Annotated in this window: 23 protein-coding genes and 2 pseudogenes; 16 read left to right on the top strand and 9 right to left on the bottom strand. The window is 69.2% G+C overall.

The features are described from left to right. Positions 1 to 106 precede the first annotated feature (106 nt). Complete coding sequence (locus A9Z05_RS32370) at positions 107 to 1,177, top strand: rhodanese-like domain-containing protein (RefSeq protein WP_069621626.1); 1,071 nt, start codon at positions 107 to 109, stop codon at positions 1,175 to 1,177. A 125-nt stretch (positions 1,178 to 1,302) separates the two neighbouring features. Next, positions 1,303 to 1,962 (top strand): glutathione S-transferase family protein, encoded by a 660-nt coding sequence (locus tag A9Z05_RS32365; protein ID WP_069621625.1) that lies wholly within the window; start codon positions 1,303 to 1,305, stop codon positions 1,960 to 1,962. 102 nt (positions 1,963 to 2,064) lie between these two features. Here A9Z05_RS32365 and A9Z05_RS32360 read toward each other — a convergent pair whose 3' ends face one another. After that, positions 2,065 to 2,757 carry a phosphatase PAP2 family protein gene (locus tag A9Z05_RS32360; RefSeq protein ID WP_069621624.1) on the bottom strand — a complete coding sequence of 231 codons (693 nt, stop codon included), beginning with the start codon at positions 2,755 to 2,757 and terminating at the stop codon, positions 2,065 to 2,067. On the opposite strand from A9Z05_RS32360, the gene A9Z05_RS36675 reads away from it, so the two are divergent. After that, the gene (locus tag A9Z05_RS36675; protein WP_141723526.1) at positions 2,716 to 3,129 is read left to right on the top strand and encodes a hypothetical protein; all 414 of its coding nucleotides are present in this window, start codon (positions 2,716 to 2,718) and stop codon (positions 3,127 to 3,129) included. The genes A9Z05_RS32360 and A9Z05_RS36675 overlap by 42 nt on opposite strands. 54 nt (positions 3,130 to 3,183) lie before the next feature. Here A9Z05_RS36675 and A9Z05_RS32355 read toward each other — a convergent pair whose 3' ends face one another. Beyond that, positions 3,184 to 4,416: an MFS transporter gene (locus A9Z05_RS32355; protein ID WP_069621744.1), complete on the bottom strand. Its 1,233-nt coding sequence runs from the start codon at positions 4,414 to 4,416 to the stop codon at positions 3,184 to 3,186. 101 nt (positions 4,417 to 4,517) lie between these two features. Between A9Z05_RS32355 and A9Z05_RS32350 the strand changes: the two genes are divergently transcribed. Continuing rightward, positions 4,518 to 5,501, top strand: a complete 984-nt coding sequence (locus A9Z05_RS32350; protein ID WP_084044526.1) for a LysR family transcriptional regulator — start codon at positions 4,518 to 4,520, stop codon at positions 5,499 to 5,501. 30 nt (positions 5,502 to 5,531) lie between these two features. Here A9Z05_RS32350 and A9Z05_RS32345 read toward each other — a convergent pair whose 3' ends face one another. Continuing rightward, complete coding sequence (locus tag A9Z05_RS32345; RefSeq protein ID WP_069621622.1) at positions 5,532 to 6,170, bottom strand: 2-hydroxychromene-2-carboxylate isomerase; 639 nt, start codon at positions 6,168 to 6,170, stop codon at positions 5,532 to 5,534. A 144-nt stretch (positions 6,171 to 6,314) separates the two neighbouring features. Continuing rightward, a complete protein-coding gene (locus A9Z05_RS32340; protein ID WP_069621621.1) occupies positions 6,315 to 7,133 on the bottom strand; it encodes an IclR family transcriptional regulator in 819 nt (272 codons plus the stop codon). Positions 7,134 to 7,305: 172 nt separating this feature from the next. Here A9Z05_RS32340 and A9Z05_RS32335 point away from each other — a divergent pair, with 172 nt between their 5' ends. The 4 genes from A9Z05_RS32335 (at position 7,306) to A9Z05_RS32320 (ending at position 12,088) form a co-directional block, all read left to right on the top strand. After that, positions 7,306 to 8,292, top strand: coding sequence for a hydroxymethylglutaryl-CoA lyase (locus A9Z05_RS32335; RefSeq protein ID WP_069621620.1), 987 nt, complete (start codon positions 7,306 to 7,308; stop codon positions 8,290 to 8,292). Beyond that, a complete protein-coding gene (locus A9Z05_RS32330; RefSeq protein ID WP_069621619.1) occupies positions 8,289 to 9,581 on the top strand; it encodes a CaiB/BaiF CoA-transferase family protein in 1,293 nt (430 codons plus the stop codon). Before A9Z05_RS32335 ends, A9Z05_RS32330 begins: the two co-directional genes overlap by 4 nt. Positions 9,582 to 9,663: 82 nt before the next feature. Beyond that, the gene (locus A9Z05_RS32325) at positions 9,664 to 10,971 is read left to right on the top strand and encodes an MFS transporter (protein ID WP_069621618.1); all 1,308 of its coding nucleotides are present in this window, start codon (positions 9,664 to 9,666) and stop codon (positions 10,969 to 10,971) included. 1 nt (position 10,972) lies between these two features. After that, positions 10,973 to 12,088, top strand: coding sequence for an amidohydrolase (locus A9Z05_RS32320; RefSeq protein WP_069621617.1), 1,116 nt, complete (start codon positions 10,973 to 10,975; stop codon positions 12,086 to 12,088). 15 nt (positions 12,089 to 12,103) lie between these two features. Here the strand turns inward: A9Z05_RS32320 and A9Z05_RS32315 are convergent, their stop codons facing one another. The 3 genes from A9Z05_RS32315 to A9Z05_RS32305 all read right to left on the bottom strand — a co-directional run bounded on the left by A9Z05_RS32315 (position 12,104) and on the right by A9Z05_RS32305 (position 13,522). Continuing rightward, positions 12,104 to 12,580 (bottom strand): SRPBCC family protein, encoded by a 477-nt coding sequence (locus A9Z05_RS32315; protein WP_069621743.1) that lies wholly within the window; start codon positions 12,578 to 12,580, stop codon positions 12,104 to 12,106. A 119-nt stretch (positions 12,581 to 12,699) separates the two neighbouring features. Then, a complete protein-coding gene (locus tag A9Z05_RS32310; protein WP_069621616.1) occupies positions 12,700 to 13,185 on the bottom strand; it encodes an SRPBCC family protein in 486 nt (161 codons plus the stop codon). Further along, positions 13,157 to 13,522, bottom strand: coding sequence for a helix-turn-helix transcriptional regulator (locus A9Z05_RS32305; protein WP_069621615.1), 366 nt, complete (start codon positions 13,520 to 13,522; stop codon positions 13,157 to 13,159). Before A9Z05_RS32305 ends, A9Z05_RS32310 begins: the two co-directional genes overlap by 29 nt. Positions 13,523 to 13,719: 197 nt before the next feature. Here A9Z05_RS32305 and A9Z05_RS32300 point away from each other — a divergent pair. Both A9Z05_RS32300 and A9Z05_RS32295 read left to right on the top strand, forming a co-directional pair. Further along, positions 13,720 to 14,250 (top strand): annotated as a pseudogene (locus A9Z05_RS32300) (GNAT family N-acetyltransferase). A 25-nt stretch (positions 14,251 to 14,275) separates the two neighbouring features. Continuing rightward, on the top strand, positions 14,276 to 14,854 hold the full coding sequence (locus A9Z05_RS32295; protein ID WP_069621614.1) for a hypothetical protein: 579 nt from the start codon (positions 14,276 to 14,278) through the stop codon (positions 14,852 to 14,854). 42 nt (positions 14,855 to 14,896) lie between these two features. Here the strand turns inward: A9Z05_RS32295 and A9Z05_RS32290 are convergent, their stop codons facing one another. Continuing rightward, the gene (locus tag A9Z05_RS32290) at positions 14,897 to 15,481 is read right to left on the bottom strand and encodes a TetR/AcrR family transcriptional regulator (RefSeq protein WP_069621613.1); all 585 of its coding nucleotides are present in this window, start codon (positions 15,479 to 15,481) and stop codon (positions 14,897 to 14,899) included. A 340-nt stretch (positions 15,482 to 15,821) separates the two neighbouring features. On the opposite strand from A9Z05_RS32290, the gene A9Z05_RS32285 reads away from it, so the two are divergent. Further along, positions 15,822 to 16,526 carry an SDR family oxidoreductase gene (locus tag A9Z05_RS32285; RefSeq protein ID WP_069621612.1) on the top strand — a complete coding sequence of 235 codons (705 nt, stop codon included), beginning with the start codon at positions 15,822 to 15,824 and terminating at the stop codon, positions 16,524 to 16,526. A gap of 58 nt (positions 16,527 to 16,584) precedes the next feature. Here the strand turns inward: A9Z05_RS32285 and fabV are convergent, their stop codons facing one another. Then, a complete protein-coding gene (gene fabV / locus A9Z05_RS32280) occupies positions 16,585 to 17,787 on the bottom strand; it encodes an enoyl-ACP reductase FabV (protein ID WP_069621611.1) in 1,203 nt (400 codons plus the stop codon). A 162-nt stretch (positions 17,788 to 17,949) separates the two neighbouring features. Here fabV and A9Z05_RS32275 point away from each other — a divergent pair, with 162 nt between their 5' ends. From A9Z05_RS32275 to A9Z05_RS32255, 5 genes and pseudogenes are all read left to right on the top strand, one after another. Next, positions 17,950 to 18,483, top strand: a complete 534-nt coding sequence (locus tag A9Z05_RS32275) for a GbsR/MarR family transcriptional regulator (protein WP_069621610.1) — start codon at positions 17,950 to 17,952, stop codon at positions 18,481 to 18,483. 88 nt (positions 18,484 to 18,571) lie between these two features. Further along, positions 18,572 to 19,891, top strand: coding sequence for an SDR family oxidoreductase (locus tag A9Z05_RS32270; RefSeq protein ID WP_069621609.1), 1,320 nt, complete (start codon positions 18,572 to 18,574; stop codon positions 19,889 to 19,891). After that, complete coding sequence (locus A9Z05_RS32265; RefSeq protein WP_069621608.1) at positions 19,888 to 20,358, top strand: DUF2269 domain-containing protein; 471 nt, start codon at positions 19,888 to 19,890, stop codon at positions 20,356 to 20,358. The genes A9Z05_RS32270 and A9Z05_RS32265 overlap by 4 nt, the downstream gene beginning before the upstream one ends. A 141-nt stretch (positions 20,359 to 20,499) precedes the next feature. Next, positions 20,500 to 20,925 (top strand): annotated as a pseudogene (locus A9Z05_RS32260) (DUF393 domain-containing protein); the annotation flags it as partial. Beyond that, on the top strand, positions 20,922 to 22,421 hold the full coding sequence (locus A9Z05_RS32255; RefSeq protein WP_069621606.1) for a TIGR01777 family oxidoreductase: 1,500 nt from the start codon (positions 20,922 to 20,924) through the stop codon (positions 22,419 to 22,421). The pseudogene A9Z05_RS32260 and the gene A9Z05_RS32255, both read left to right, overlap by 4 nt. The last annotated feature ends 58 nt before the right edge of the window (positions 22,422 to 22,479 follow it).

Genomic DNA, 22,479 nt, shown 5'->3' with positions numbered 1-22,479 from the left:
CGCGCGGCGGCGATGCGGTCATGCCGACGCCGGTGCCCGACGACGATATGCAGCACGCCGATCCGACGACACCCCACCGAAGAACACGCGACGGAGCAACAGAGCAATGATCTTCCGGCAACTTTTCGACCCGCAATCGTCGACGTATACATATCTGCTCGCCGACAGCGCATCGCGCGAAGCGCTGCTGATCGATCCCGTGTTCGAGCAGGTGCGCCGCGACGCGGCGCTGCTCGACGAACTCGGGCTGCGGCTCGTCGCGACCGTCGACACGCACGTGCATGCCGATCACGTGACGGGCGCGTGGCTGTTGAAGCAGCGCACGGGCAGCGCGATCGCGATCTCGGCGGCGAGCGGCGCGCAAGGCGCCGACCGCTACCTGAACGACGGCGACCGCTGCGCGTTCGGCGCGCGCTACCTGACGGTGCGCGCGACGCCCGGCCACACGAGCGGCTGCATCAGCCTCGTGCTCGACGACGAATCGATGGCGTTCACCGGCGATTGCCTGCTGATCCGCGGCACCGGCCGCACCGACTTCCAGCAGGGCGACCCACGCGCGCTGTATCGCGCGGTGCACGGCCGGCTCTTCACGCTGCCGGCCACATGCCTGTTGTATCCGGCGCACGACTATCGCGGGCTCACGGTGACGAGCGTCGGCGAGGAGCGGCGCTTCAACCCGCGCCTCGGCGGCGATCTCAGCGAAGACGATTTCGCCGGCTACATGCGCAACCTCGGGCTTGCGCATCCGCGCCAGATCGACGTCGCGGTGCCGGCGAACCTGCAGTGCGGCGTCGCCGCGAACGCGCCCGACGCGCAGGCGGCTGCCGACTGGGCGCCGCTCGTCTATACGTTCGCCGGCTTCTGGGAAATCGATCCGCAATGGCTCGAGGATCATCTGCCGACCGTGCAGGTCGTCGACGTGCGCGAACCGGACGAATTCGCGGGCCCGCTCGGCCATCTGCCCGGCGCGACGCCGATTCCGCTCGGTGAACTCGCCGCGCGCACCGGCGAACTCGCGCGCGACCGGCCGGTCGTGACCGTGTGCCGGGCCGGCGGGCGTTCCGCGCAGGCCACCGTGATCCTGAAGAAGGCCGGCTTCGACGCGGTCGCGAATCTCGGCGGCGGGATGCTGCGCTGGCGCGCCGAGGGGCGTGTCGTGATGGACGGCCGCTCGTAGCGACCGAGGCGGTTCCTCGAAAAAAATATCGGGCCGATGTCGAAACGGCCGGGCGCCGCGCGTCGTCAAGGTATCCGATCATATGGCGCCGCCTGACGCGGCGCGAAACCCCGGGAGCCTCCACGATGATGCCGACGCTTTACGCCCATCCGTTTTCGTCCTACTGCCAGAAGGTGCTGACCGCGCTGTACGAGAACGGCACGCCGTTCGAGTATCGCGTGCTCGCGCACGACGATCCGAAGCCGATGCAGGAACTGACCAGGCTGTGGCCGCTGAAGCGCTTCCCGGTGCTGGTCGATGCGGGCCGCACGGTGATCGAGGCGTCGATCATCATCGAGTATCTCGGCCTGAACCATCCGGGCCCCGTGCGCCTGCTGCCCGACGATCCGCGCGCCGCGCTCGAGGTGCGGACGATGGACCGCTTCTTCGACAACTACGTGGCGACGCCGCAGCAGAAGGTCGTGTTCGATGCGCTGCGGCCGGAAGCCGAGCGCGATGCGCGCGGGGTGGCCGACGCGCGCGCGATGCTCGACACGTCGTATGCGTGGCTCGACAGGACGATGGCCGATCGCGAATGGGCGGCCGGCGACCGCTTCAGCCTCGCCGATTGCGGCGCGGCGCCGTTCCTGTTCTATGCGGACTGGACGCACCGGATCGATCCGGCGTTCGCGAACGTGATCGCGTACCGCAAGCGTCTGCTCGCGCGGCCGTCGTTTGCGCGCGCGGTCGACGAGGCGCGGCCGTACCGTTCGTTCTTTCCGCTCGGCGCGCCCGATCGCGATTGACGGGCGCGACCGTCGCCCGCCGTGCGGCGGCCGCGCATGGCCGGCAGCGCGCGCCGGGGCGACGGAACGACAGCAGCAGCGGCAGCATCGCGCGTGCGCCCGTCACATCGTGCGCGTGGCCGACTGCGCGAGCGTCAGCAGTTCGTCGAACTGCGTGATCAACTCGAAGCACAGCAGGAACGCGAGCGTATAGGCGGGTGCGGGGAAGCGCCGGATCATCTCCAGCACCTGCGGTGCGAAGCGCGAGCGGATCGCGTCGCGCGTCAGCAGCCACGCGATCGCGATGCCGATCGCGGCGCCCGCGATCAGATCGGTCGGATAGTGAAAGCCGAGATACGCGCGCGGCAGGCAGATGAACACGACCGAATACAGCAGCGCGACGATGCCGGCGCGGCGCGCGATGATGAAGATGCCGGTCGCGATCGCCATCCACAGCATCGCGTGATCGCTCGGAAACGAACTCCAGGTCTGCAGCGTCGCCGCGCGCAGTCCGGCCGACGGGAAGTGCAGGTGCAGCTCGGGGTTGTAGATCGGCCGTACGCGAAACGGCAGCACCTGCGCCAGCACGCGGCCGACGGCGAGCGCGACGAGCCCGCTCGCGACGGTGGCGACCACCAGCTCGCGTTGCCGCTCGCGGTTCGGCCCGGGTTGGAACCACAGCCAGCACAGCACGGGAATGAGCACGAAGCCCTTGAATGTGTAGAGGCCCGCAATGACGCGGATCGCGTGATTCATCAACGGGCCGAACGTTACGTGGGTGAGGAAGATCTGGATCGTGGTGTCGAAATTGTTCATGTCCTGTGCGACCCGGGCGGACGCGCAGCGCATGACGGGCGGCCGGCTGGATCGGAAAGCGCACTCGCACGGAGCGCAACGGGGGGCAAGTATGTCACCCGTTATTTCGAAGAAAATGCGAAAAAATACCGGGATTCCCCTGATAAAACGGGGCAGCGTGGTGGGGACGGATGGGGAAGCGCCGAGCGGTGCGGCAGGGACAAATCGTCCGATGTTTGCGTGCGCGCGGGCACGGATGTCGGAAAAAATATTTGGGTGAACTGGGCAATTCGGCTGATCGGTGCCGACCTTGTGCCGGATGAACGATTGCCGTGCTGTCGCGGCGCGAATCTGCCGGGCGGCGCAGCGTCATGCGCGCCGATCAAAAAATAAAAAAAACGGGCAAGCCGCGTGGGCTTGCCCGCCGGTGTTGCGCGATGCCCGACGTCAGTTGCGCCACACCCGCACGACGAGCGCGGCGAGCGACGTCGCGACGGCCAGCGCGGTCACCGCGTTCCAGCCCAGTTGCGCGAGCAACGCACTGCCGATCGCCGCGCCGGCCGCCATCCCGATGAACATGCCGACGAACAGCACCGCATTGAGGCGGCTGCGCGACGCGGGGTCGATTCGGTAGACGATCGACTGGTGCGCGATCAGCGTGGCCTGCACGCCGAGATCGAAGCCGATCGTCGCGGCGGCGAGCAGTACGAGCTGCGCATGCGGCGACATCAGCGGCGCGGCGGCCATCGACGCGAACGACACCGTCGCGATGCCGATACCGATCCGCGTGACGCGCTCGGGGCCGTGATGGTCGGCGAGGCGCCCGGCGATCGGCGCGGCCAGCGCGCCGGCGGCGCCCGCGAGGCCAAAGGCGCCGGCGGCCGCGCTGCCGAGGTGGAACGGCGCGCCGTGCAGCATCACCGCGAGGGTCGACCAGAACGCGCTGAATCCGACGGCCAGCAGCCCCTGCGCGAGGGCGGCGCGGCGCAGTGCCGAATGCTCGCGCCACAACGCGCCGAGCGAGCCGATCAGCGCGCGATACGGCAGCCGCGTGGTCGGCTCGAAGCGCGGCAGCCCGCGTGCGGCCACGGCGCCGATCGCGGCGACACTGGTGGCCGCGAGCGCGAACATCGCGCGCCAGCCGGCCGTCTCGGCGACGAACCCGGCCACGACGCGCGACAGCAGGATGCCGAGCAGCAATCCCGTCATCACCGTACCGACGATGCGGCCGCGATGCATGTCGTGCGCGAGCGTCGCGGCGGCCGGCACGACGTCCTGCGCCATCGTCGCGGCGAGGCCGATCGCGAAGCTCGCCGCGAGCAGCAGCCCGAGCGACGGCGCGACGGCGGCCAGCAGCAGCGCGACGACCAGCGCAGAGGCCTTGGTCACGATCACGCGACGCCGGTCGAAGCGGTCGCCGAGCGGCGCGAGCAGCAGGATGCCGAGCGCATAGCCGAGCTGCGTGAGCGTCGGCACGAAGCCGATCGCGCGCGCCGACGCGCCGAGATCGGGTGCGAGCGCGCCGAGCATCGGCTGCGCGTAGTAGAGCGGCGCGACGCCGAGACCGGCGGCGGCCGCGAGCAGCAGCACGAGCCGGCGATCGGGCATCGAATGGGCGGCCGGACGGGCCGCAGCGTGCGCCGCGCGGGGCGCGGCATCGAGACGGGTCGGGGTGGACATCGCGTACATCCTCGGTTGAAGAATGGGATGGACGCGAGTGTGGCGGTACGCGGCCGGCGACGGTAGTGCCGCCTCGCGCAGATTTGTTATACGCTCGATGAATGACCGAAAAATCTTCTCCCTCTCCCGCTGCGGGCGGGTCTCGGCGCATTCAGGCGGTGCCGGTGGACGGCGCCGGCTATCGTTTCGAACTGATGGAAACCTTCGTGCGCATAGTCGAGGCCGGCAGCCTGTCGGCGGCCGCCGTGCAACTGCACACGACGCAGCCGACCATCAGCCGGCGGCTGCAGGCACTGGAAAATTCGCTTGGCATGCGGTTGCTGCAACGCACGACCCATACGATGCGGCTGACCGTCGACGGCGAGCGGTGCTTCAAGCAGGCGAAGGAGCTGCTGGCGAGCTGGGCGGCGTTCGAGGCCGATTTGCGCGGCGCGCAGGAGGAGCCGGCCGGGCTGCTGCGCGTCGCGGTGCCGCACGCGTTCGGCCAGCAGCGTTTCGTTGCGCCGCTCGCGCAGTTCCTGCGCGACTACCCGCGCGTGTCGGTCGAGTGGCTGCTGCAGGACGAGGTGCGCGATTTCGTCGGCAGCGGCATCGATTGCGCGATCCAGGTCGGCGAGCCGACCGATCCGGGCGTGGTCGCGATCCGGCTGACGAAGGTGCCGCGTTTCGTGGTCGCCGCGCCGTCCGTGCTGAACGGCGCCGACGTGCCGGCCGATCCGGACGCGCTCGCCGCGCTGCCGTGGCTCGCGTTGCGCACGTACTACCGCACCGACCTCGCGCTGACGCATGCGGTCACCGGCGACACGCGGCGCATCGCGATCCGCCCGCGCATCACGACCGCGAACCTGTATGCGTTGCGCAGCGCGGCGCTGCTGGGCGTCGGCGCGTGCGTCGGATCGTCGTGGATGCTGGCCGACGATCTCGCGCGCGGCGATCTCGTGCACCTCGCGCCCGAATGGCAGGCCGCGCCGCTGCCCGTCTACCTGACTTATCCGCATGCGCAGTTCTATCCGTCGCGGCTCGTGCGGTTCGCCGCGATGATGCGCGAGGCCGTGCCGGCGCTCGTCGAAGGGCGCGACGGCTGAAGCGGGCGGCGCCGTGGCGGCGACTCGCGCTCAGCCGCGCCGGATCCCTTCGGGCAGCGCGCTGATGCGGCGCACTTCGGGCGAATCGAGCCACGCGCGCGACGTCGCGCAGTCGACGAACATGTCCGTCGCGTCCTCGCCCCAGAACAAGTCGCCGTCGAGCGCGAAGGTCGGCACGCCGAACACGTTCTCGGCGATCGCGCGATCCGTGTTCGCGCGCAGCGCATCCTTGACCGGCTGGGCCTCGACGGCCGTCACGCCCTCCGGAAAGCCGACCGCTTCGCACAGCGCGGCGAAGCCTGCCGGCGTCGATACGTCCTGGCCGTCGCGCCAGATATGCCGGAAGATCCGCCGGATCGCGTCGCGCGAGCCGCCCATCGCGATCGCGAGGCGCAGCGGCTTGATCGGATTGAACGGATGCGCGGGCGGCATCCGGAACGCAATGCCGAGCTTGTCCGCGCGGTATTGCGCATGCCGATAGGTGAACACGCGCTTGGCCGCGATTTCCGCGGGCGCTTTCTGCCCCCAGTGCGTGAGCAGCGCGCCGAGCACGATCGGCCGCGGTTCGAACGCGGCGGTGGGCGGCAACCGGTCGAACTGTTCCTGTTGCAGGTAGGCGAACGGCGAAACGAAATCGAAATACCAACTGGCGGTGCGCGCGGCGTTCATCGCGGGTGTCTCCTCGGGCGGATCCGGTGGTCGGTTGCACGCGCGGTGCGTCGCCTGCGAACGGCGCGCTGCGCGCATTGGCGGCCAGTGTCGCATGCGGCCGCCATTCGCGCTGTCGTATCGCGTGCCGCGTGAACCGGCTCCCTACGACCGGGCGGTGCCGTCCGCCGACGACGCGAGCCGCGCGAGACTGTCGCGTACGGCCGCCGCGTCGTAGCGCGCGCCCGCGCCGCCGAGTGCGACGGTCGCCTTCTGCGCGAGCGGCAGCAGCATCGCGAGCGCCGCCGTCATCGCCGGCGCGGCCGCCAGCCGAGACTTCGGGCCCGATACCGTCAGCGCACCGACGCATTCGCCGGCCGCGCCGAACACGGGCACGGAAGCCGACGCCGTTTCCGGGTCGCGCTCGCCATACGACGCGGCCCACAGCTGTTCGCGCACGTCGTTCCAGCGGGCGTCCTGCGTGTCGGTGAAGGCCAGCAGCACCTTCCCGGATGCGCCCTGGCCGACCGGAAACTCCTCGCCGACGCGGATCGACACGCGCACCGCCCGCGCGGGCTCGACGCGATACAGCACGGAACGCACGTCACCCTGACGCACGTAGAACGATGCCGTTTCCCCGAGTTCGCGGCTCAGCGTCTCGAGAAGCGGCTCGACCACCGGGCCGACGCGGAACGAACGCTGGTACAGCGCGGCGAGCCGCAACGGTTCGTGCCCGATCGCGTACTGGCCGTCGTCGAGCTTGCGCATGAATCCGCCATGCTCGAGTGCGGCGAGCAGACGCAGGATCGTGCTTTTGTACAGCCCGGTGCGGCGCGACAACTCGGCGAGCGACAACCGATCGTCGGTCTGGCCGAACGCACGGAGGATCACGAACGCGCGGTCGAGCACCGCGACGCCGCTGGACGATTCTTCCATCGCCGGATCGGCTGCGTCGCCGGCGTGATCTGCTGGATTCCTGGGCACGGCCTGCTTCCTTCGAAGGGTGGTCGGCGGACTATATCGTTCTATCTGACAGAACGCAAGTTCCAGAAAATCGCATTTTCACGGGTATACCCCGCTTATCGCCCTTTCGACGCACGCTTAAAGTTCTGTCAAACAGAACTATGTTCTTTCAGATAGAACGATGAGGTGTCGAATGAAGGTTTCCGAAAATCCGAAGGTGCTGGTCAGCGAGGTCGGCCCGCGCGACGGGTTGCAGAGCATCAAGACCGTGATGCCGACGGCCGCCAAGCTGCGCTGGATCACCGCGCTGGCCGCGGCCGGCCTGCGCGAGATCGAGGTCGGGTCGTTCGTGCCGGCCACGCTGTTGCCGCAGATGGCCGACGTGCGCGAAGTCGTCGCGCACGCGCTCGCGATTCCCGGGTTGCACGTCGCCGCGCTGGCGCCCAATCTGCGCGGTGCCGGGGCCGCGTTCGACGCGGGCGTGCACAAGCTGACGCTGCCGGTCTCGGTGACGCAAGCGCATTCGCTGGCCAACATCCGCAAGACGCCCGCGCAGATGATCGACGAGGTGCGCGCGATCGTCGCGCTGCGCGACGCGCGGTTTCCGTCGGTGCAGATCGAGGCGGGCGTGTCGGTGGCGTTCGGTTGCACGATTGCCGGCGCGGTCTCCGACGACGAGACGATCGCGATGGCCGTCGCGATGGCCGAATGCGGAGTCGACGAGATCGGCCTGTCCGACACCAGCGGTTATGCGAATCCCGCGCAGGTGCGCCGGCTGTTCACGCGGCTGCGGCGCGAGGTCGGCGAGAAGGCCGGCGGCGCGCATTTCCACAACACGCGCGGGCAGGGGCTCGCGAACGTCGTCGCGGCGCTCGACGCGGGCGTGACGACGCTCGACGCGAGCCAGGGCGGCCTGGGCGGCTGCCCGTATGCGCCGGGCGCCACCGGCAACATCGTCACCGAGGATCTCGTGTTCCTGCTGGAGGCGATGGGATACGACACGGGCGTCGACGTCGACGCGCTGCTCGCCGCGCGCGCGATCCTGCATGCGGCGCTGCCGTCCGACGCGCTGTACGGCCACGTGCCCGACGCCGGGTTGCCGAAGGGCTTCCGCTACGCGGATGGCCGCGTGCCGTCGGCCGCGCAGCCGGAAGGATGCGTGGCGGGAGTCGCGCGATGAACGACCGGCAACCGGCCGCCGCGCTGCCGTACGCAGGCGTGCGCGTGATCGAGATGACGCACATGGTGATGGGCCCGACGTGCGGGATGCTGCTCGCGGATCTCGGCGCGGAGGTGATCAAGATCGAGCCGATCGCCGGCGACAGCACGCGCGCGCTGCGCGGTTCCGGCGCGGGCTTCTTCGGGATGTTCAACCGCAACAAGAAGAGCGTCGCGGTCGATGTGAAGGATCCGCGCGGGCTGGAGATCGTGCAGCGGCTCGTCGCGACGGCCGACGTCTTCAGCGAGAACTTCAAGAGCGGCACGATGGACCGGCTCGGGCTCGGTTACCCGCAGCTGGACGCGCTGAATCCGCGTCTCGTGTACGTGTCGCACAAGGGCTTCCTGCCGGGGCCGTACGAGCATCGCACCGCGCTCGACGAGGTCGTGCAGATGATGGGCGGCCTCGCATACATGACGGGGCCGGAAGGGCGGCCGCTGCGTGCGGGCGCGAGCGTCAACGACATCATGGGCGGCATGTTCGGCGCGATCGGCGCGATGGCCGCGCTCGCGCAGCGCGAGCGCACGGGCCGCGGCCAGCAGGTGCAGAGTTCGCTGTTCGAGAACAACGTGTTCCTCGTCGCGCAGCACATGATGCAGTTCGCGGTGACGGGGCAGGCCGCGTCGCCGATGCCGAGCCGGATTTCCGCGTGGGCCGTCTACGACGTGTTCTCCGTCAAGGACGACGAACAGATTTTTCTGGCGGTCGTGTCGGACACGCAGTGGGCGCTGTTCTGCGATGCGTTCGGCCTGGTCGCGCTGAAGGACGATCCGCGGCTCGCGACCAACAACCTGCGCGTGCAGGCGCGCGAATGGCTGCTGCCGGAATTGCGTTCGCGGCTTGCGCCGTACTCGGCCGCGGAGATCGGCGCGATCTTCGAATCGACCGGCTTGCCATACGCGCCGATCACGAAGCCGCAGGACCTGTTCGACGATCCGCATCTGCTCGCCACGGGCGGCCTCGAAGCCGTGACGCTGCCGGCCGACGCGAGCAGCGCGGGGCGGCCGGTCGACACGCGCACCGCGCTGCTGCCGCTGACGCTCGCGGGCGAACGCCTGCGGCTGCGCTCGGCGCCGCCCGCGCTCGGCCAGGACACGTGCGCGCTGCTCGGCGAGCTGGGCTACACGCCGGACGACGCGCGCGCGCTGATCGATGCGGGCGTCGTCGCGGGGCGGTACGGCGCGGACGTCGCCGCGCACGGCGACGGGCAGGGCGGCGCGCCGTCGGCGAACGAAGTGGCGAGCGCGTAGCGCAGTCGCGATTCATCGAACGAACAAAGGCGTCCCGGCCGCGCGCCGCGCGGGGAGGATCGCCGCATCCACGGAGACAACCATGACATCCGCTTCCCCGGCGCTGGCCGCCGATCGCGAGGCCGACGCGTCGATCGAGCAACGGGCCGTGCGCAAGGCCGCGTGGCGCTTCATCCCGCTGCTCGCGCTCGCGTATTTCTTCAACTATCTGGATCGCACGAGCGTCGGCTTCGCGGCGCTCACGATGAACCGCGATCTCGGGCTGACGGCGACGCAGTTCGGCTGGGGTGCGGGGATCATGTTTGCCGGCTATTGCGTGTTCGAGGTACCGAGCAATCTCGCGCTGTACCGCTTCGGTGCGCGCCGCTGGCTCGCGCGCATCATGATCACGTGGGGGCTGATGGCGGCCGCGACCGCGCTCGCGACCGGGCCGACCAGCTTCTACGCGATCCGGCTGCTGCTCGGCGTCGGCGAGGCCGGTTTCTTTCCCGGCGTGATCTTCTTCCTCGCCGTGTGGTTTCCGGCGAGCTACCGCACGCGCGTGCTCGCGTGGTTCACCGTGTCGACGCCGCTGTCGTCGCTGGTCGGCGGTCCGCTGTCGACGTGGCTGCTGCAACTCGATGGCACGCTCGGGCTCGCCGGCTGGAAGTGGATGTTCATCGTCGAAGGGCTGCCCGCGTGCGCGCTCGGCTTCCTCGTGCTGAAGCTGCTGTCGGATTCGCCGGCGAATGCCGCGTGGCTGTCGGACGACGAGCGCGCCGCGCTGCAGCGCGCGTTCGAGCGCGAAGGCGCGGCGGCCGGGCGCAAGAAGCGCTTCGGCGTCGCGCTGCGCGACGTGCGCGTGTACGTGCTCGCGCTGATCTCGTTCGGCTTCACGATGGGCTCGTACGGCATTGGCATCTGGTTGCCGCAAATGCTGAAGGCGCACGGGATGTCGACGATGCAGACCGGCTGGCTCTCCGCGGTGCCTTACTTGTTCGCCACGATCGCGCTGCTGTGGTGGGCGAAGCGGGTGGACCGCCACGGCGGCCCGATCGCGAACCTGGCGATCGGCTTGTTCATCGGCGCGGTGGCGCTCGGCGTGTCGACGCATTTCCTGACGCTCGGGCCGGCGCTCGTCGGCATCACGCTCGCGCTGATCGGCACGATCGCCGGCCGCACGATCTTCTACACGCTGCCGTCGCGCTTCCTGTCCGGCCAGGCCGCGGCCGGCGGGCTGGCGCTGATCAATTCGATCGGCGCGCTCGGCGGCTTCGCGGGCCCCTATCTCGTCGGCTACCTGAAGGACAGCTTCGGCACCTTCACGGCCGGGATGCTCGGCCTTGCGATCGTCCTGGCGATCACGACGTTGCTCACGCTGTCGCTGGTCGCTTTCGACCGGAGCGAATGACATGACCTTTTCGATCAAACGGCGCCGGTTGATCGGCGCGGCCGCCGCATCGTTCGCGCTGCCCGCGCTTGCCGAGACGGCAGCCAACGATGGAGCTTCACGCATGACGCAAAGCAACTACCTCGCGGTTCGTCCAGACTGGCTCGCGTCGGCGCTCGAACCCGCACTCGAGCCTGACCTGCCGATCGTCGATGCGCATCATCACTTCTACGAACGGCCGGGCTGGATCTACATGCTCGACGACTATCTGCAGGACGCGCGCTCGGGCCACAACATCCAGGCGTCCGTCTACATGCAGGCGCAGACGCGTTATCGCGATTCGGGCCCGGCCGAACTGAAGCCGGTGGGCGAGACGGCCTATGTCGCCGGCGTGACCGAGCCGCTGCAGCACGGCCCGGTGGCCGTCGCGAAAGGCATCGTCGGTCATGCGGACCTGCGGCTCGGCGAACGCGTGCGCGACGTGCTGGAAGCGCATGTCGAAGCCGGGCGCGGACGGTTTCGCGGCGTGCGGCACCTGAGCACGTGGGATGCCGATCCGACGCTCGCGAATCCGCTGTCGGCGGTGCCGCGCGGGCTGCTGCTCGATCCCGCGTACCGGGCCGGCGTCGCGCAGCTCGCGCCGCTCGGGCTGTCGTATGACGCGTGGCTGTTCTTCCCGCAGTTGCCCGAATTGTTCGATCTCGCGAAAGCGAACCCGGAGACGCGAATCATCGTCAATCATTGCGGTGGCGTCGTGCGGATCGGCAGCTATGCGGACAAGCGGCCGGAGGTGTTCGCGCGCTGGTCGGCGTCGATGCGCACGCTCGCGCAATTGCCGAACGTGTACGTGAAGGTCGGCGGGCTCGGGATGCGCATCAACGGGTTCGATTTCCAGAAGGGCGCGAGGCCGCCGTCGTCGGTGCAGCTCGCCGACGCGTGGAAGCCGTGGATGATGACCTGCATCGACGCGTTCGGCCCCGGGCGCTGCATGTTCGAGAGCAATTTCCCGGTCGACAAGGGCTCGTATTCGTTCGTGAACGGCTGGAACGCATTCAAGCGGCTGACCGCGCAGGCCGGCGCGGACGAGCGCGACGCGCTGTTCCGCGGCACGGTCACGCACGCTTACCGGCTCGGCTGACGCGCGTGCGGAGCGTCAACCCGCTTCCACCAGCGCCGCGAGCCGCGCCAGCGCCATCTGCCAGCCGGTCTCGTTGTCGGCGGCCGGCACGCCGGGCGGTACGCCGTCGTGCACCGCGTCCACACGCGTGCCGCCCGCTTCGTCGGACAGCGTGATCGTGATCGTCATCGCGCCGCGCAGCATCGGGTCGTCGGTTTCGAATACATCGATCTCGACGATCCGCTCGTCGGGCACGAGCGTGACGAAGCGGCCGTGATAGGTGTCGGTGTGCGCGGTGGTCTTGCCGGCGCCGGCCGACGGCGCGTCGTAGCTCAGCGACACGCGCAGCGCGCCGCCTTCGCGCGTGTCGTACGCGTGCACGCGGCACGTCATGCCGTCGGGCACTTTCCATTGCTCGACCGCGTGCGGGTCGAGCAGCGCACGATAGACGCGCCCGCGCGGGGCGTTCAGGTGCCGGCTGACCCGGGTCGAATGCGTGTGCGTGTGCAACATGTCGCCTCCCGCGAAGCGTGCGAGACGGTGCACGCCGATGCCCGGCGTGTCGTCACGCTTCCTTCAGGAATCCTAGGCGCGGGCGCGGCGGCATGCAATGACCGCACGCGAAGCGGCGTTCAGCGCAGGGTGGCGGCGAACGCGTCGAGTTGCGTGATGCAGGTGTTCCAGCCCTCGAAAAAGCCGAGCGCTTCGTGGCGCTCGCGCGTCGCCGCGTCGGGATGCATCACGCGCGCCTCGTAGCGGCTGCCCGCGCCGTCGTCGGCCATCGTGACGATCGCCGTGAAGCCCAGCCACGGCGTCTGCGGCCGCCAGCCGCCCGCGAGCATCGACGTGAACGCGATGCGCGATTCCGGCACGATGTCGAGGAAACAGCCGGGGTTGTCGCTCGTGCCGCCGTCGGGGCCGCGCATGAACGTATGGAAAGCGCCGCCCGGCCGCAGGTCGAATGCGCGTACCTCGGTGGTCCACGGCTTCGGGCACCACCATTCCTTCAGCAGTTCGGGGTCGGTCCATGCGCGCCACAGCGCGTGGCGCGGCGCGCGCAACGTGCGGGTGATGACGAGGTCGTGGGCTTCAGCGGGTTCGACGTGGCTGGCTGACATCTTGCTCCTCCTGGTGACGGCGTTCGACGAATTCGACGAGACGATCGGATCGCGCTTCCCACTGCGCGCGCTGCGCGGCGAGCCATGCCTCGGCCTCGGTCAGCCGGCTGCCGACCAGCGCGCAGGTGCGCGAGCGGCCGGTTTTCCGGGTCTCCACGAGGCCGCTGCGCTCGAGCACGGCGACATGCTTCATGAACGACGGCAGCGCCATGTCGAACGGCGCGGCCAGCGCGGAGACGGTCCGCTCGCCATGGCCGAGCGCGCTGACGATCGCGCAGCGTGTCGGATCGGCGAGCGCATGGAACACGGCGCTGATGCGGGGGTGAAGGTTATCCATTCGGCTAAGTGTAGGCGATGTCGACACCGCTGCAGCGACAATTTTCGTCGCGTACGATGATGGGGCGGTAACACGCGCCGATCGCGCGCCGCGTTGTCGGATACCTGCCGTCGTGGCGCGCTTCGACGCCCGGCCGGCGTTCGTTCCGATCCCGCCCCGAACCCGCGCGTGCGGCCCACCTGACTACCGGAGATGGCATGACCGAACCTGTTACCGTCCGCCGCGTCGGCGCGAGCGAAGCGATGGCCTGTGTCGATGCGCTGGCCGACGTGCTGATCGATTGCGTCGAAGGCGGCGCATCCGTCAGCTTCATGTTGCCGATCGAGCGGCCAACCGCCGTCTCATTCTGAACGCGCGTGGCCGAAGGCGTCGCGAACGACGAGCGCATCCTGCTCGTCGCCGAGGATGCGTCCGGCCGGATCGTCGGCACCGTGCAGGTCGTGACCGCGCAGCCCGAGAACCAGCCGCACCGCGCGGACATCGCGAAGATGCTCGTGTCGCGGCACGCGCGCCGGCAGGGCGTCGCGGCGCGCCTGATGGCGGCGGCCGACGCGGCCGCGCGCGACGCCGGCAAGACGGTGCTCGTGCTCGACACGGTGACGGGTGGCGACGCCGAGCGGCTGTACGAACGGGCCGGCTGGCAGCGCGTCGGCATCGTGCCGAACTTTGCGCTGATGCCCGACGGCGCGCTGTGCGCGACGACGTTTTTCCACAAGCAGCTCGCATAATGGCATCCGTCAAACCGCCGCCTCGATGAAACGCTCCCATCTCGCTTTCGCCCTCGCGGGCTTCCTCGTCGCGCTGCCGATTGCCGCGTATGCGCTCGTCAAGCCGCTGCGCATCGTCGCGCCCGCGCTGGTTCCCGGCGTGTCGTGCCCGAGCGCCGACATCTGCACGGACGACGCCGCGAAGCTCGACGAGGCGCGGCAGCTCTATCGCGACGGCTACGCGCGCGCGGCGGCGGCCGTCGGCGCGTTTCGGGCTTCACCGCGCGTCGTGTTCTGCTCGACACGCGCGTGCGCCGACGCGTTCGGCCTCGGCTCGCGCGCGGCGCTGACGCTCGGGGATTTCGGCGTGATCGTCGCCCCGCGCGGCTGGCAGACCTACTTTCTCGCGCATGAACTGATCCATCACCGCCAGGCCGAAGTGCTCGGCAACGTCGCGGTCGTGGCGAAGCCGCGCTGGCTGATCGAAGGGATGGCGTATTCGCTCAGCGACGATCCGCGCCATCCGCTCGCGCAACCGTTCGAGTCGTGGCGCACGCAGTTTGCCGCGTGGAACGCGGCGCGCGGCGCGCAGCCGCTGTGGGATGCCGCGCGGGCAGCCCGGTAGCGAGCGATGGCGATGCGGTCGCGCGCGAACGGCGCCGCGCCGCTATGCCGGCCCGGCCGGGCCGTCCGGCTGCTCCACGAGCGCGCGGCGCGCCGCATCGAGAATCTCGTCGGCGAATGCGGGATCGGTGCCGGCAACCGCCCGTGACAGCACCAGCGCGCCGACCATCTGGCTGAGGACGGCGATCGCGTCGCCGCGCGGGTCGGCCGCGGCCGGGCCTTCCGTGGCGACCATGCGTTCCAGCCGGTCGAGATACGCGGCGACGCCGCGCGTGTAGCAGGCACGCGCCGCATCGGTCAGCCGCGGCGCATCGCCCGCGAAGCCCGACAGCGGGCAGCCGGCTTCGACGTTGTCGCGATGCGCGCCCGACAGGTACGCCGTCACCTGTTTCGCGACGCTGCCGGCGCTCGGCGAATCCGCGCGATCCTGCATGGCCTTGTCCACCACGGCGGCGACCAGCGCGTCCTTCGACTTGAAATGATTGTAGAAGCCGCCCTGCGTGAAGCCGGCTTCCTTCATCAATTCCGTCAGCCCGACGGCATCGACGCCGCGCACCCGGAACAGCCGCTCGGCGGCCGCGACGATCGCGTTGCGGTTGTCGGCTGCCTGTTGTCTCGAGACGCCCATCGATCCCTCCCTCTTTCCGGCAATTGCGTCGATTGAAAAACACAATGGCGATCGCCATTGACGTGTCGACCTCGCGCTGGCACCATGCATCGCAAAGACGATGGTGATCGACATTGAGATTCAAGTGTAGCCGACTTCGCGGACGAAGCGAAGCAACCCGGCGCGGCGTGGATCGAAGTCGGTCCGGGTCCAGGGCGCGGCGAGGCGCGGGCGGCGGGACGGCCCGGCTTGCGGCCGGCGGTGCAACGGTTCGGTACGCGATGGCAGCGTGGTTTTTCACCGGATTCCGAGCGTGTGGCGAACCGGCGCGCAAGGGATTCAATCTCCGAAAGGAAGGGTCATGAAGATCGAAGGTGCAGTCGTTTTCATCACGGGCGCGAACCGCGGGCTTGGCCTCGAGTTCGCGAAGCAGGCGCTCGAGCGCGGTGCGCGCAAGGTCTATGCGGGCGCACGCGATCCGGCGAGCGTGACGCTGCCGGGCGTGGTGCCCGTGAAGCTCGACGTGACCGATCCGGCGGCGGTTGCCGCGGCGGCCGAGGCGGCGCGCGACGTCACGCTGCTGATCAACAACGCCGGCATCGCGCGGCTCGGCAGCCTGACCGACGACGGCGCGGTCGATGCATTGCGCGCGCACCTGGAGACCAACGTGTTCGGGATGCTGGCGATGTCGCGCGCATTCGCGGGAACGCTCGCGGCCCACGGCGGCGGCGCGATCCTGAACATCCTGTCGGTCGCGAGCTGGGTGAACCGGCCGATCCTGTCGGGCTACGGCGTATCGAAATCGGCTGCCTGGGCGCTGACCAACGGGCTGCGCCATTCGCTGCGCGAGCAGCGCACGCAGGTCGTCGGGCTGCATGCCGGCTTCATCGATACCGATCTGACTGCCGGCCTCGACGTGCCGAAGGCCACGCCGTCCGACGTCGTGCGCCAGGCGTACGACGCCGTCGAGGCAGGGGCGGAGGAAGTGTCGACCGACGAATTCACGCGGCAGGTGAAGGCCACGCTGTCGTCGGGCGTCTATCTGGAAGAACCGGCGCCGCGTTGACGCCGCCGGCAGGGCGAACCCGCCGCCCGCGCCGTGCGCGCGGCGGCGGATCGGCCCGTCAGACCGTCGTGTCGATGATGCCCGGGATCTTCACGTCCGGGTTCACGTCCGCGTCGTAGTCGACGCCGGCGATCTCGAAGCCGAACAGGCGCAGGAACTCGGTCTTGTAGCCCGCGAAGTCGGTCATCTCGTACAGGTTCTCGTTCGTCACCTTGTCCCACATCGCGACGACTTTCGCCTGTACCTGCGGATCGAGCTCCTTGTAGTCCGCGCGCAGGCGGCCTTCTGCGTCGACGTGCGGCGTCGCGCCATACAGGCTGTCCTTCAGGAGCCCGTACACCTGCTCGATGCAGCCTTCGTGCGTGCCGGTTTCCTTCATCACCTTGAACAGCAGCGACAGGTACAGCGGCATCATCGGGATCGCCGAGCTGGCCTGCGTGACGACGGCCTTCAGCACCGACACGCGCGCATCGCCGCCGTGCGCGGCCAGCTTGTCGCGGATCGACAGCACCTTCTTGTCGAGATCCTTCTTCGCTTCGCCGATTGAGCCGTTCCAGTAGATGTCGTGCGTGATCTGCTCGCCGAGATACGTGAACGCGGTGGTCTTCGCGCCGTCGGCCAGCACGCCGGCGTCGGCCAGCGCGTCGATCCACATCTGCCAGTCCTCGCCGCCCATCACCGCGACGGTGCCGTCGATCTCTTCCTGCGTCGCCGGCTCGAGCGACACTTCGCGGATCACTTCCTTGTCGGTGTCGAGGCCGCGGAACGTGACGGCCTTGCCGACCGGCTTGAGCGTCGAGCTGATGGTCTCGCCCGTCTTCGGGTGCGTGCGGCGCGGCGCGGCGAGGCTGTAGACGACGAGATCGACCTTGCCGAGATCCTGCTTGATGGTGTCGATCGTGACCTGCTTGACCTTGTCGGAGAATGCGTCGCCGTTGATGCTGCGCGCATACAGCTCCTTTTCGGCGGCGAATTTCTCGAACGCGGCGCTGTTGTACCAGCCGGCCGTGCCGGGCTTCGTTTCGCTGCCGGCGCGCTCGAAGAACACGCCGAGCGTGTCCGCGCCCGAGCCGAAGGCGGCCGAGATCCGGGCGGCGAGGCCGTAGCCGGTCGACGCGCCGATCACGAGCACCTTTTTCGGGCCGTTGGCGATCGGGCCGTGCGAAGTCACGTAATCGATCTGTTCCTTGACGTTGGCTTCGCAGCCGACCGGATGAGTCGTCACGCAGATGAAGCCACGCACGCGCGGTTTGATGATCATGGGAGAACCTCTAGTCAGAAAGGCGCGGACGGCCTGAAATCGGAAAAATCCCGCGCATTGTAAAGGAAGCGGCCGATGGCGGGCGGGCACGGCCGGAAGGCGCCGGATCGCCTGGTTGTTTCTCTCTTGACAGAAATAACTGAAAAAACTAAATTCCCCACCATGGAACTCACACCGATTGCCGAACGATTCATTCTCCACTGGGGCGAAATGGGCTCGCGGTGGGGCGTCAACCGTACTGTCGCGCAGATTCACGCGCTGCTCTACCTGGCCGGACGGCCGGTTGCGGCCGACGAGATCGCCGAGACGCTCAACGTCGCACGCTCCAACGTCAGCACGAGCCTGAAGGAATTGCAGGCGTGGCGGCTCGCGAAGGTCGTGCACGTGCTGGGCGACCGCCGCGACCACTTCGAGACGTCGACCGACATCTGGGAGTTGTTCAAGCTGATCGTCGAAGGGCGGCGTCAGCGCGAGATCGAGCCGACGCTCACGGTGCTGCGCGATTGCCTGACGAATCCGGACATCGCGAACGAGAGCCGCGAGACCGAACAGCGCATCCGCGACACGCTGCAGTTCGTCGAGACGCTCACGACCTGGTCCGACGAAATGCTGCGGCTCAAGCCCGATACGCTGATGAAGGCGCTCGGCATCGGCGCGAAGATCAGCCAGACGGTCAGGCGCAAGCCATCGAAGTAAGCGGTAACGGCAGAGCGGGCACGCAGCCCGCTTTTTTCGGGGTTGTTATTTCTGTCTTTACAGAAATAACTGTAAATAAAGGATGAACATGAACGCAGCCTTGCCGTCTACCTGCCCGCCCGATCGCACCGGCGCGCGCGGCATGACCGTGCTCGTCTGCGGTGCGAACGGCTTCATCGGGCAGGCGCTGTGCGCGCGGCTCGAAGCCGGCGGGCATCGCGTGCTGCGTGGCGTGCGCCGCGCGGCCGGCCCGCACGACGTCGCGATCGACTTCGCGCGGGACGTCGATCCGCAAGCGTGGCTCGCGCGGCTGAAGGGCGTCGACGTGGTGATCAACGCGGTCGGCATGCTGGCCGATCGACGCGGCGCGACGCTCGACGCCGTGCATCGCGCCGCGCCGTGCGCGCTCTTTACCGCGTGCTGCCTGGCCGGCGTGCGGCGCGTGATCCAGATCTCGGCGCTCGGGGTCGAACGCGGCGATACGCGGTACTTCGCGAGCAAGCAGGCGGCCGACCGCTTCCTGCAGACGCTGCCGATCGACTTCCGCATCGTGCGCCCCGCGCTCGTCCACGGGGCGGCCGGCGCGTCCGCGCGGTTTTTCCGGATGCTCGCGAGCCTGCCCGTACATGTATTGCCGGCGGGCGGCCGTCAGCGGCTGCGCCCGGTGCATGTCGACGATCTCGCCGAAGTCGTGGCGCGGCTCGTCGTACAGCCGGGCGATTCGCGAGCGGCCGGCAGCCGCGTGATCGACGTGGTCGGCAGCGACGAAGTCGAATACCGCGAGATGCTGGCCGGCTACCGTGCCGCGCTCGGATTTCCGCCGGCGGCCCGCGTGACGCTGCCGGGCCCGCTGGTCGGCGCGGCGGCCGCACTGCTCGGCACGCTGCCGGGGGCGATGCTGACGCGCGACACGTGGACGATGCTGCGCGGCGGCAACACGGGCGACCCGGCGGCCACCGCGGCTGTGCTCGGCCGCCCGCCGCGCGGCCTCGGCAGCTTCATCGGCGCGGAAGCCGCCGCGCTGCGCCGCGACGCGCTCGCGATGTGGCGGCGCCCGTTGCTGCTGGGCGCGCTCGCGATCGTGTGGATCTGGACGGCGATCGCGAGCGCCTTCATCCATCCGCTGCACGCGAGCCTTGCGCTGCTGGCGCTTGCGCACCTGACGGGGCTGCCCGCGCTGATCGCGCTTTACGCGGCCAGCGCGCTGGATTTCGCGTTCGGCATCGCGACGGTCGTCGCGCCGTCGCGGCGCCTGTGGGCCGCGCAGGCGGCGCTGATCGTCGCGTACTCGGCGGTCATCGCGGTCACGATGCCGGGCCTGCTGGCCGAGCCGTTCGGCCCCGTGCTCAAGAACGTGCCGATGCTCGCCATCCTGCTGATCCTCTATTCAGAAGAAGAACACGCATGAATACCTATCTCGTCATCAAGGCGCTTCACATCCTGTCTTCGGTGCTGCTGGTCGGCACGGGGTTCGGCACCGCGTTCTATCTGTTCTTCGCGAACCGCACGCGGTCGATACCCGCGATCGCGGCCGTGTCGCGGCTCGTCGTGCGCGCGGACTGGTGGTTCACGACGCCGGCCGTGGTCTTCCAGCCGGCGTCCGGGCTGTGGCTCGCGCACACGGCCGGCTGGCCGTGGCATACGCCGTGGCTGCTCGCGTCGATCGTGCTGTATGCGGTCGCCGGTGCGTGCTGGCTGCCGGTCGTGTGGCTGCAGCTCGAACTTGCATCGATGGCGAAGCTCGCGCACGCGAACGGCGATGCCGCGTTGCCCGAGCGCTACTGGCGCTATGCGAAGCGCTGGGAACTGCTTGGCTATCCGGCGTTCTTCGCGATGCTGACCGTCTACTTCCTGATGGTAGTCAAGCCGATGTAAGCCTGTCGCCGTCGCGCGGGAGCGGCGGCGCACGCGTGAAAGCAGTCGGTCGATCGAGTCATGATGTTTGCGATAACAAGAAGGGGGCAAAACATGGAATCAAGTGAACGGGTTCTCCACTTCGCCACGCGATGTCCGCTCACGCCGCGCCGCATCGTCGTGCGCTGGATGTACGCAGCCGCGATCGCGCACCTGCTGGTCGGCGCGGCCATTCCGTGGATCGCCGGCGCATCCTGGCTCGACGCGTACCACCGCGACATCGAGCGGCATTTCTGGTCGACAGCGGCGCCCGAAGCCGCGCGCGTCCAGCAGATATGGTGGATGTCGCTGCTCGGCGCGACGGTGCAGTGCGCCGCGGTCTGGATGTTCGCGCTCGTCCATCTCGGCAACCGGCTGCGGAAACGGCAAGTGTGGGGCTGGCTGCTGGCCGGCCTGTCGATCTGGGCGCCGCAGGACATGCTGTTGTCGTGGCAGGCGCAGGTGTGGGGGCACGTGGCGATCGACGTTGCCGCCCTCGTCACGATGGTGCCGCCGCTGGTCTGGTTGTGGAGGAGGGATACCGCATGAACACGTTGACGGCTTTCGACTGGGCGCTCAACCTGCTGATCGTGCAGGGCGCGATGGGCGCATTCGATACGCTTTACCACCACGAACTCACGCAGGACCTGCCGCACCGCCCCCGCGCGCGGCTCGAACTGGCGATTCACGCGGTACGGTCCGTGCTGTACGGCCTCGTGTTCGCGTCGATCGCGAACGTCGCGTTTCACGGCGCGTGGGTCGCGGCGCTCGCGGCGGTCGTGTTCGTCGAAGTGGTGCTGACGTTGTGGGATTTCGTCGTCGAGGACCAGAGCCGCAAGCTGCCGGCGACCGAGCGCGTGCTGCATACGCTGCTGGCCGTCAACGGCGGCGCGTTGTTCGGGATGATCGCGATGCAACTCGCCGTATGGGCGCATGCGCCGACCGCGCTGCAGCCGATCGACCTCGGCTGGCGCGGCTGGTTGCTCACCCTGTTCGCCGTCGGCGTGACGCTGTCGGGCGTGCGCGACGGGATCGCCGCGTGCCGCATCGCGCCACGCGCGCCGGCCGCCAACCCGTTCGCCGGGCAGCGGCCGGGCAACGTACTCGTTACCGGCGGGACCGGCTTCATCGGCGAAGCGCTCGTGAACCAGTTGCTCGATGCTGGGCATATGGTCACGTTGCTGGCGCGCGATCCGTTGCGCGCGGCTTACCTGTTTCAAGGCCGCGTGCGCAGCGTGACGTCGGTCGACCAGTTGCAGCCGCACGAGCGCTTCGACACGGTCGTCAATCTCGCCGGCGCGCCGGTGCTGGGCGCACGCTGGAGCAAACGCCGGCGGGCGTTGCTGCTCGCCAGCCGCGCCGGCGTCACGCAGGCGCTGACGCGCTGGGTCGAGACCGCCGAGGTCAAGCCGCGCACGTGGATCCAGGCGTCGGCGATCGGCTACTACGGCGTACGGCCGGGCGACGAACGGCTCGACGAAGGCAGCAGTACCGGCACCGGCTTCATGTCCGAGCTGTGCCGGCAGTGGGAGCAGTCCGTGCAACCGCTCGAGCGCCACGGCGTGCGCGCGGTGGTGCTGCGGCTGGGCATCGTGTTCGGCCCGGGCGGCGCGTTGCGGCCGATGCTGCTGCCGCATTACTTCGGGCTGGGCGGACGATTCGGCGACGGCGCGCAGGTGATGAGCTGGATTCACCGCGACGACGTGTTGCGGATCGTCGCGCGAGCGATGTCCAACACGGGCATGCGCGGCGTCTACAACGCGGTCGCGCCGGTGCCGCTGACCCAGCGCGCGTTCGTGCAGGTCGTGACGAAGGTGCTGCGCCGCCCGGCGTTCCTGCACGTGCCGGCCGCGCCGCTGCGCGCCGCGATGGGCGAGATGGCCGAGCTGCTGCTGGACGGGCAGCGCGTGGTGCCGGCACGGCTGCATCAGGACGGATTCATGTTCCGCTTCCCGACGGCCGAGCACGCGCTGCGCGACCTGACGAATCGGCCGCACACCGATTTCGCGCCCGCGGTCTGCCGTTTTCCGCGAGGTCGTGTATAAATTCGGCGTGAACGCGTTGGGCGCGTGCCGTGCGCGCCCAACGCTCCGCACCCGACCT

Origin of the sequence: Burkholderia sp. A2 (genome assembly GCF_001729305.1) — a bacterium.
Classification (GTDB): domain Bacteria; phylum Pseudomonadota; class Gammaproteobacteria; order Burkholderiales; family Burkholderiaceae; genus Burkholderia; species Burkholderia sola.
The sequence above is the reverse complement of the archived record's forward strand: the minus strand, read 5'-3'. Positions and strand labels throughout refer to the sequence as shown.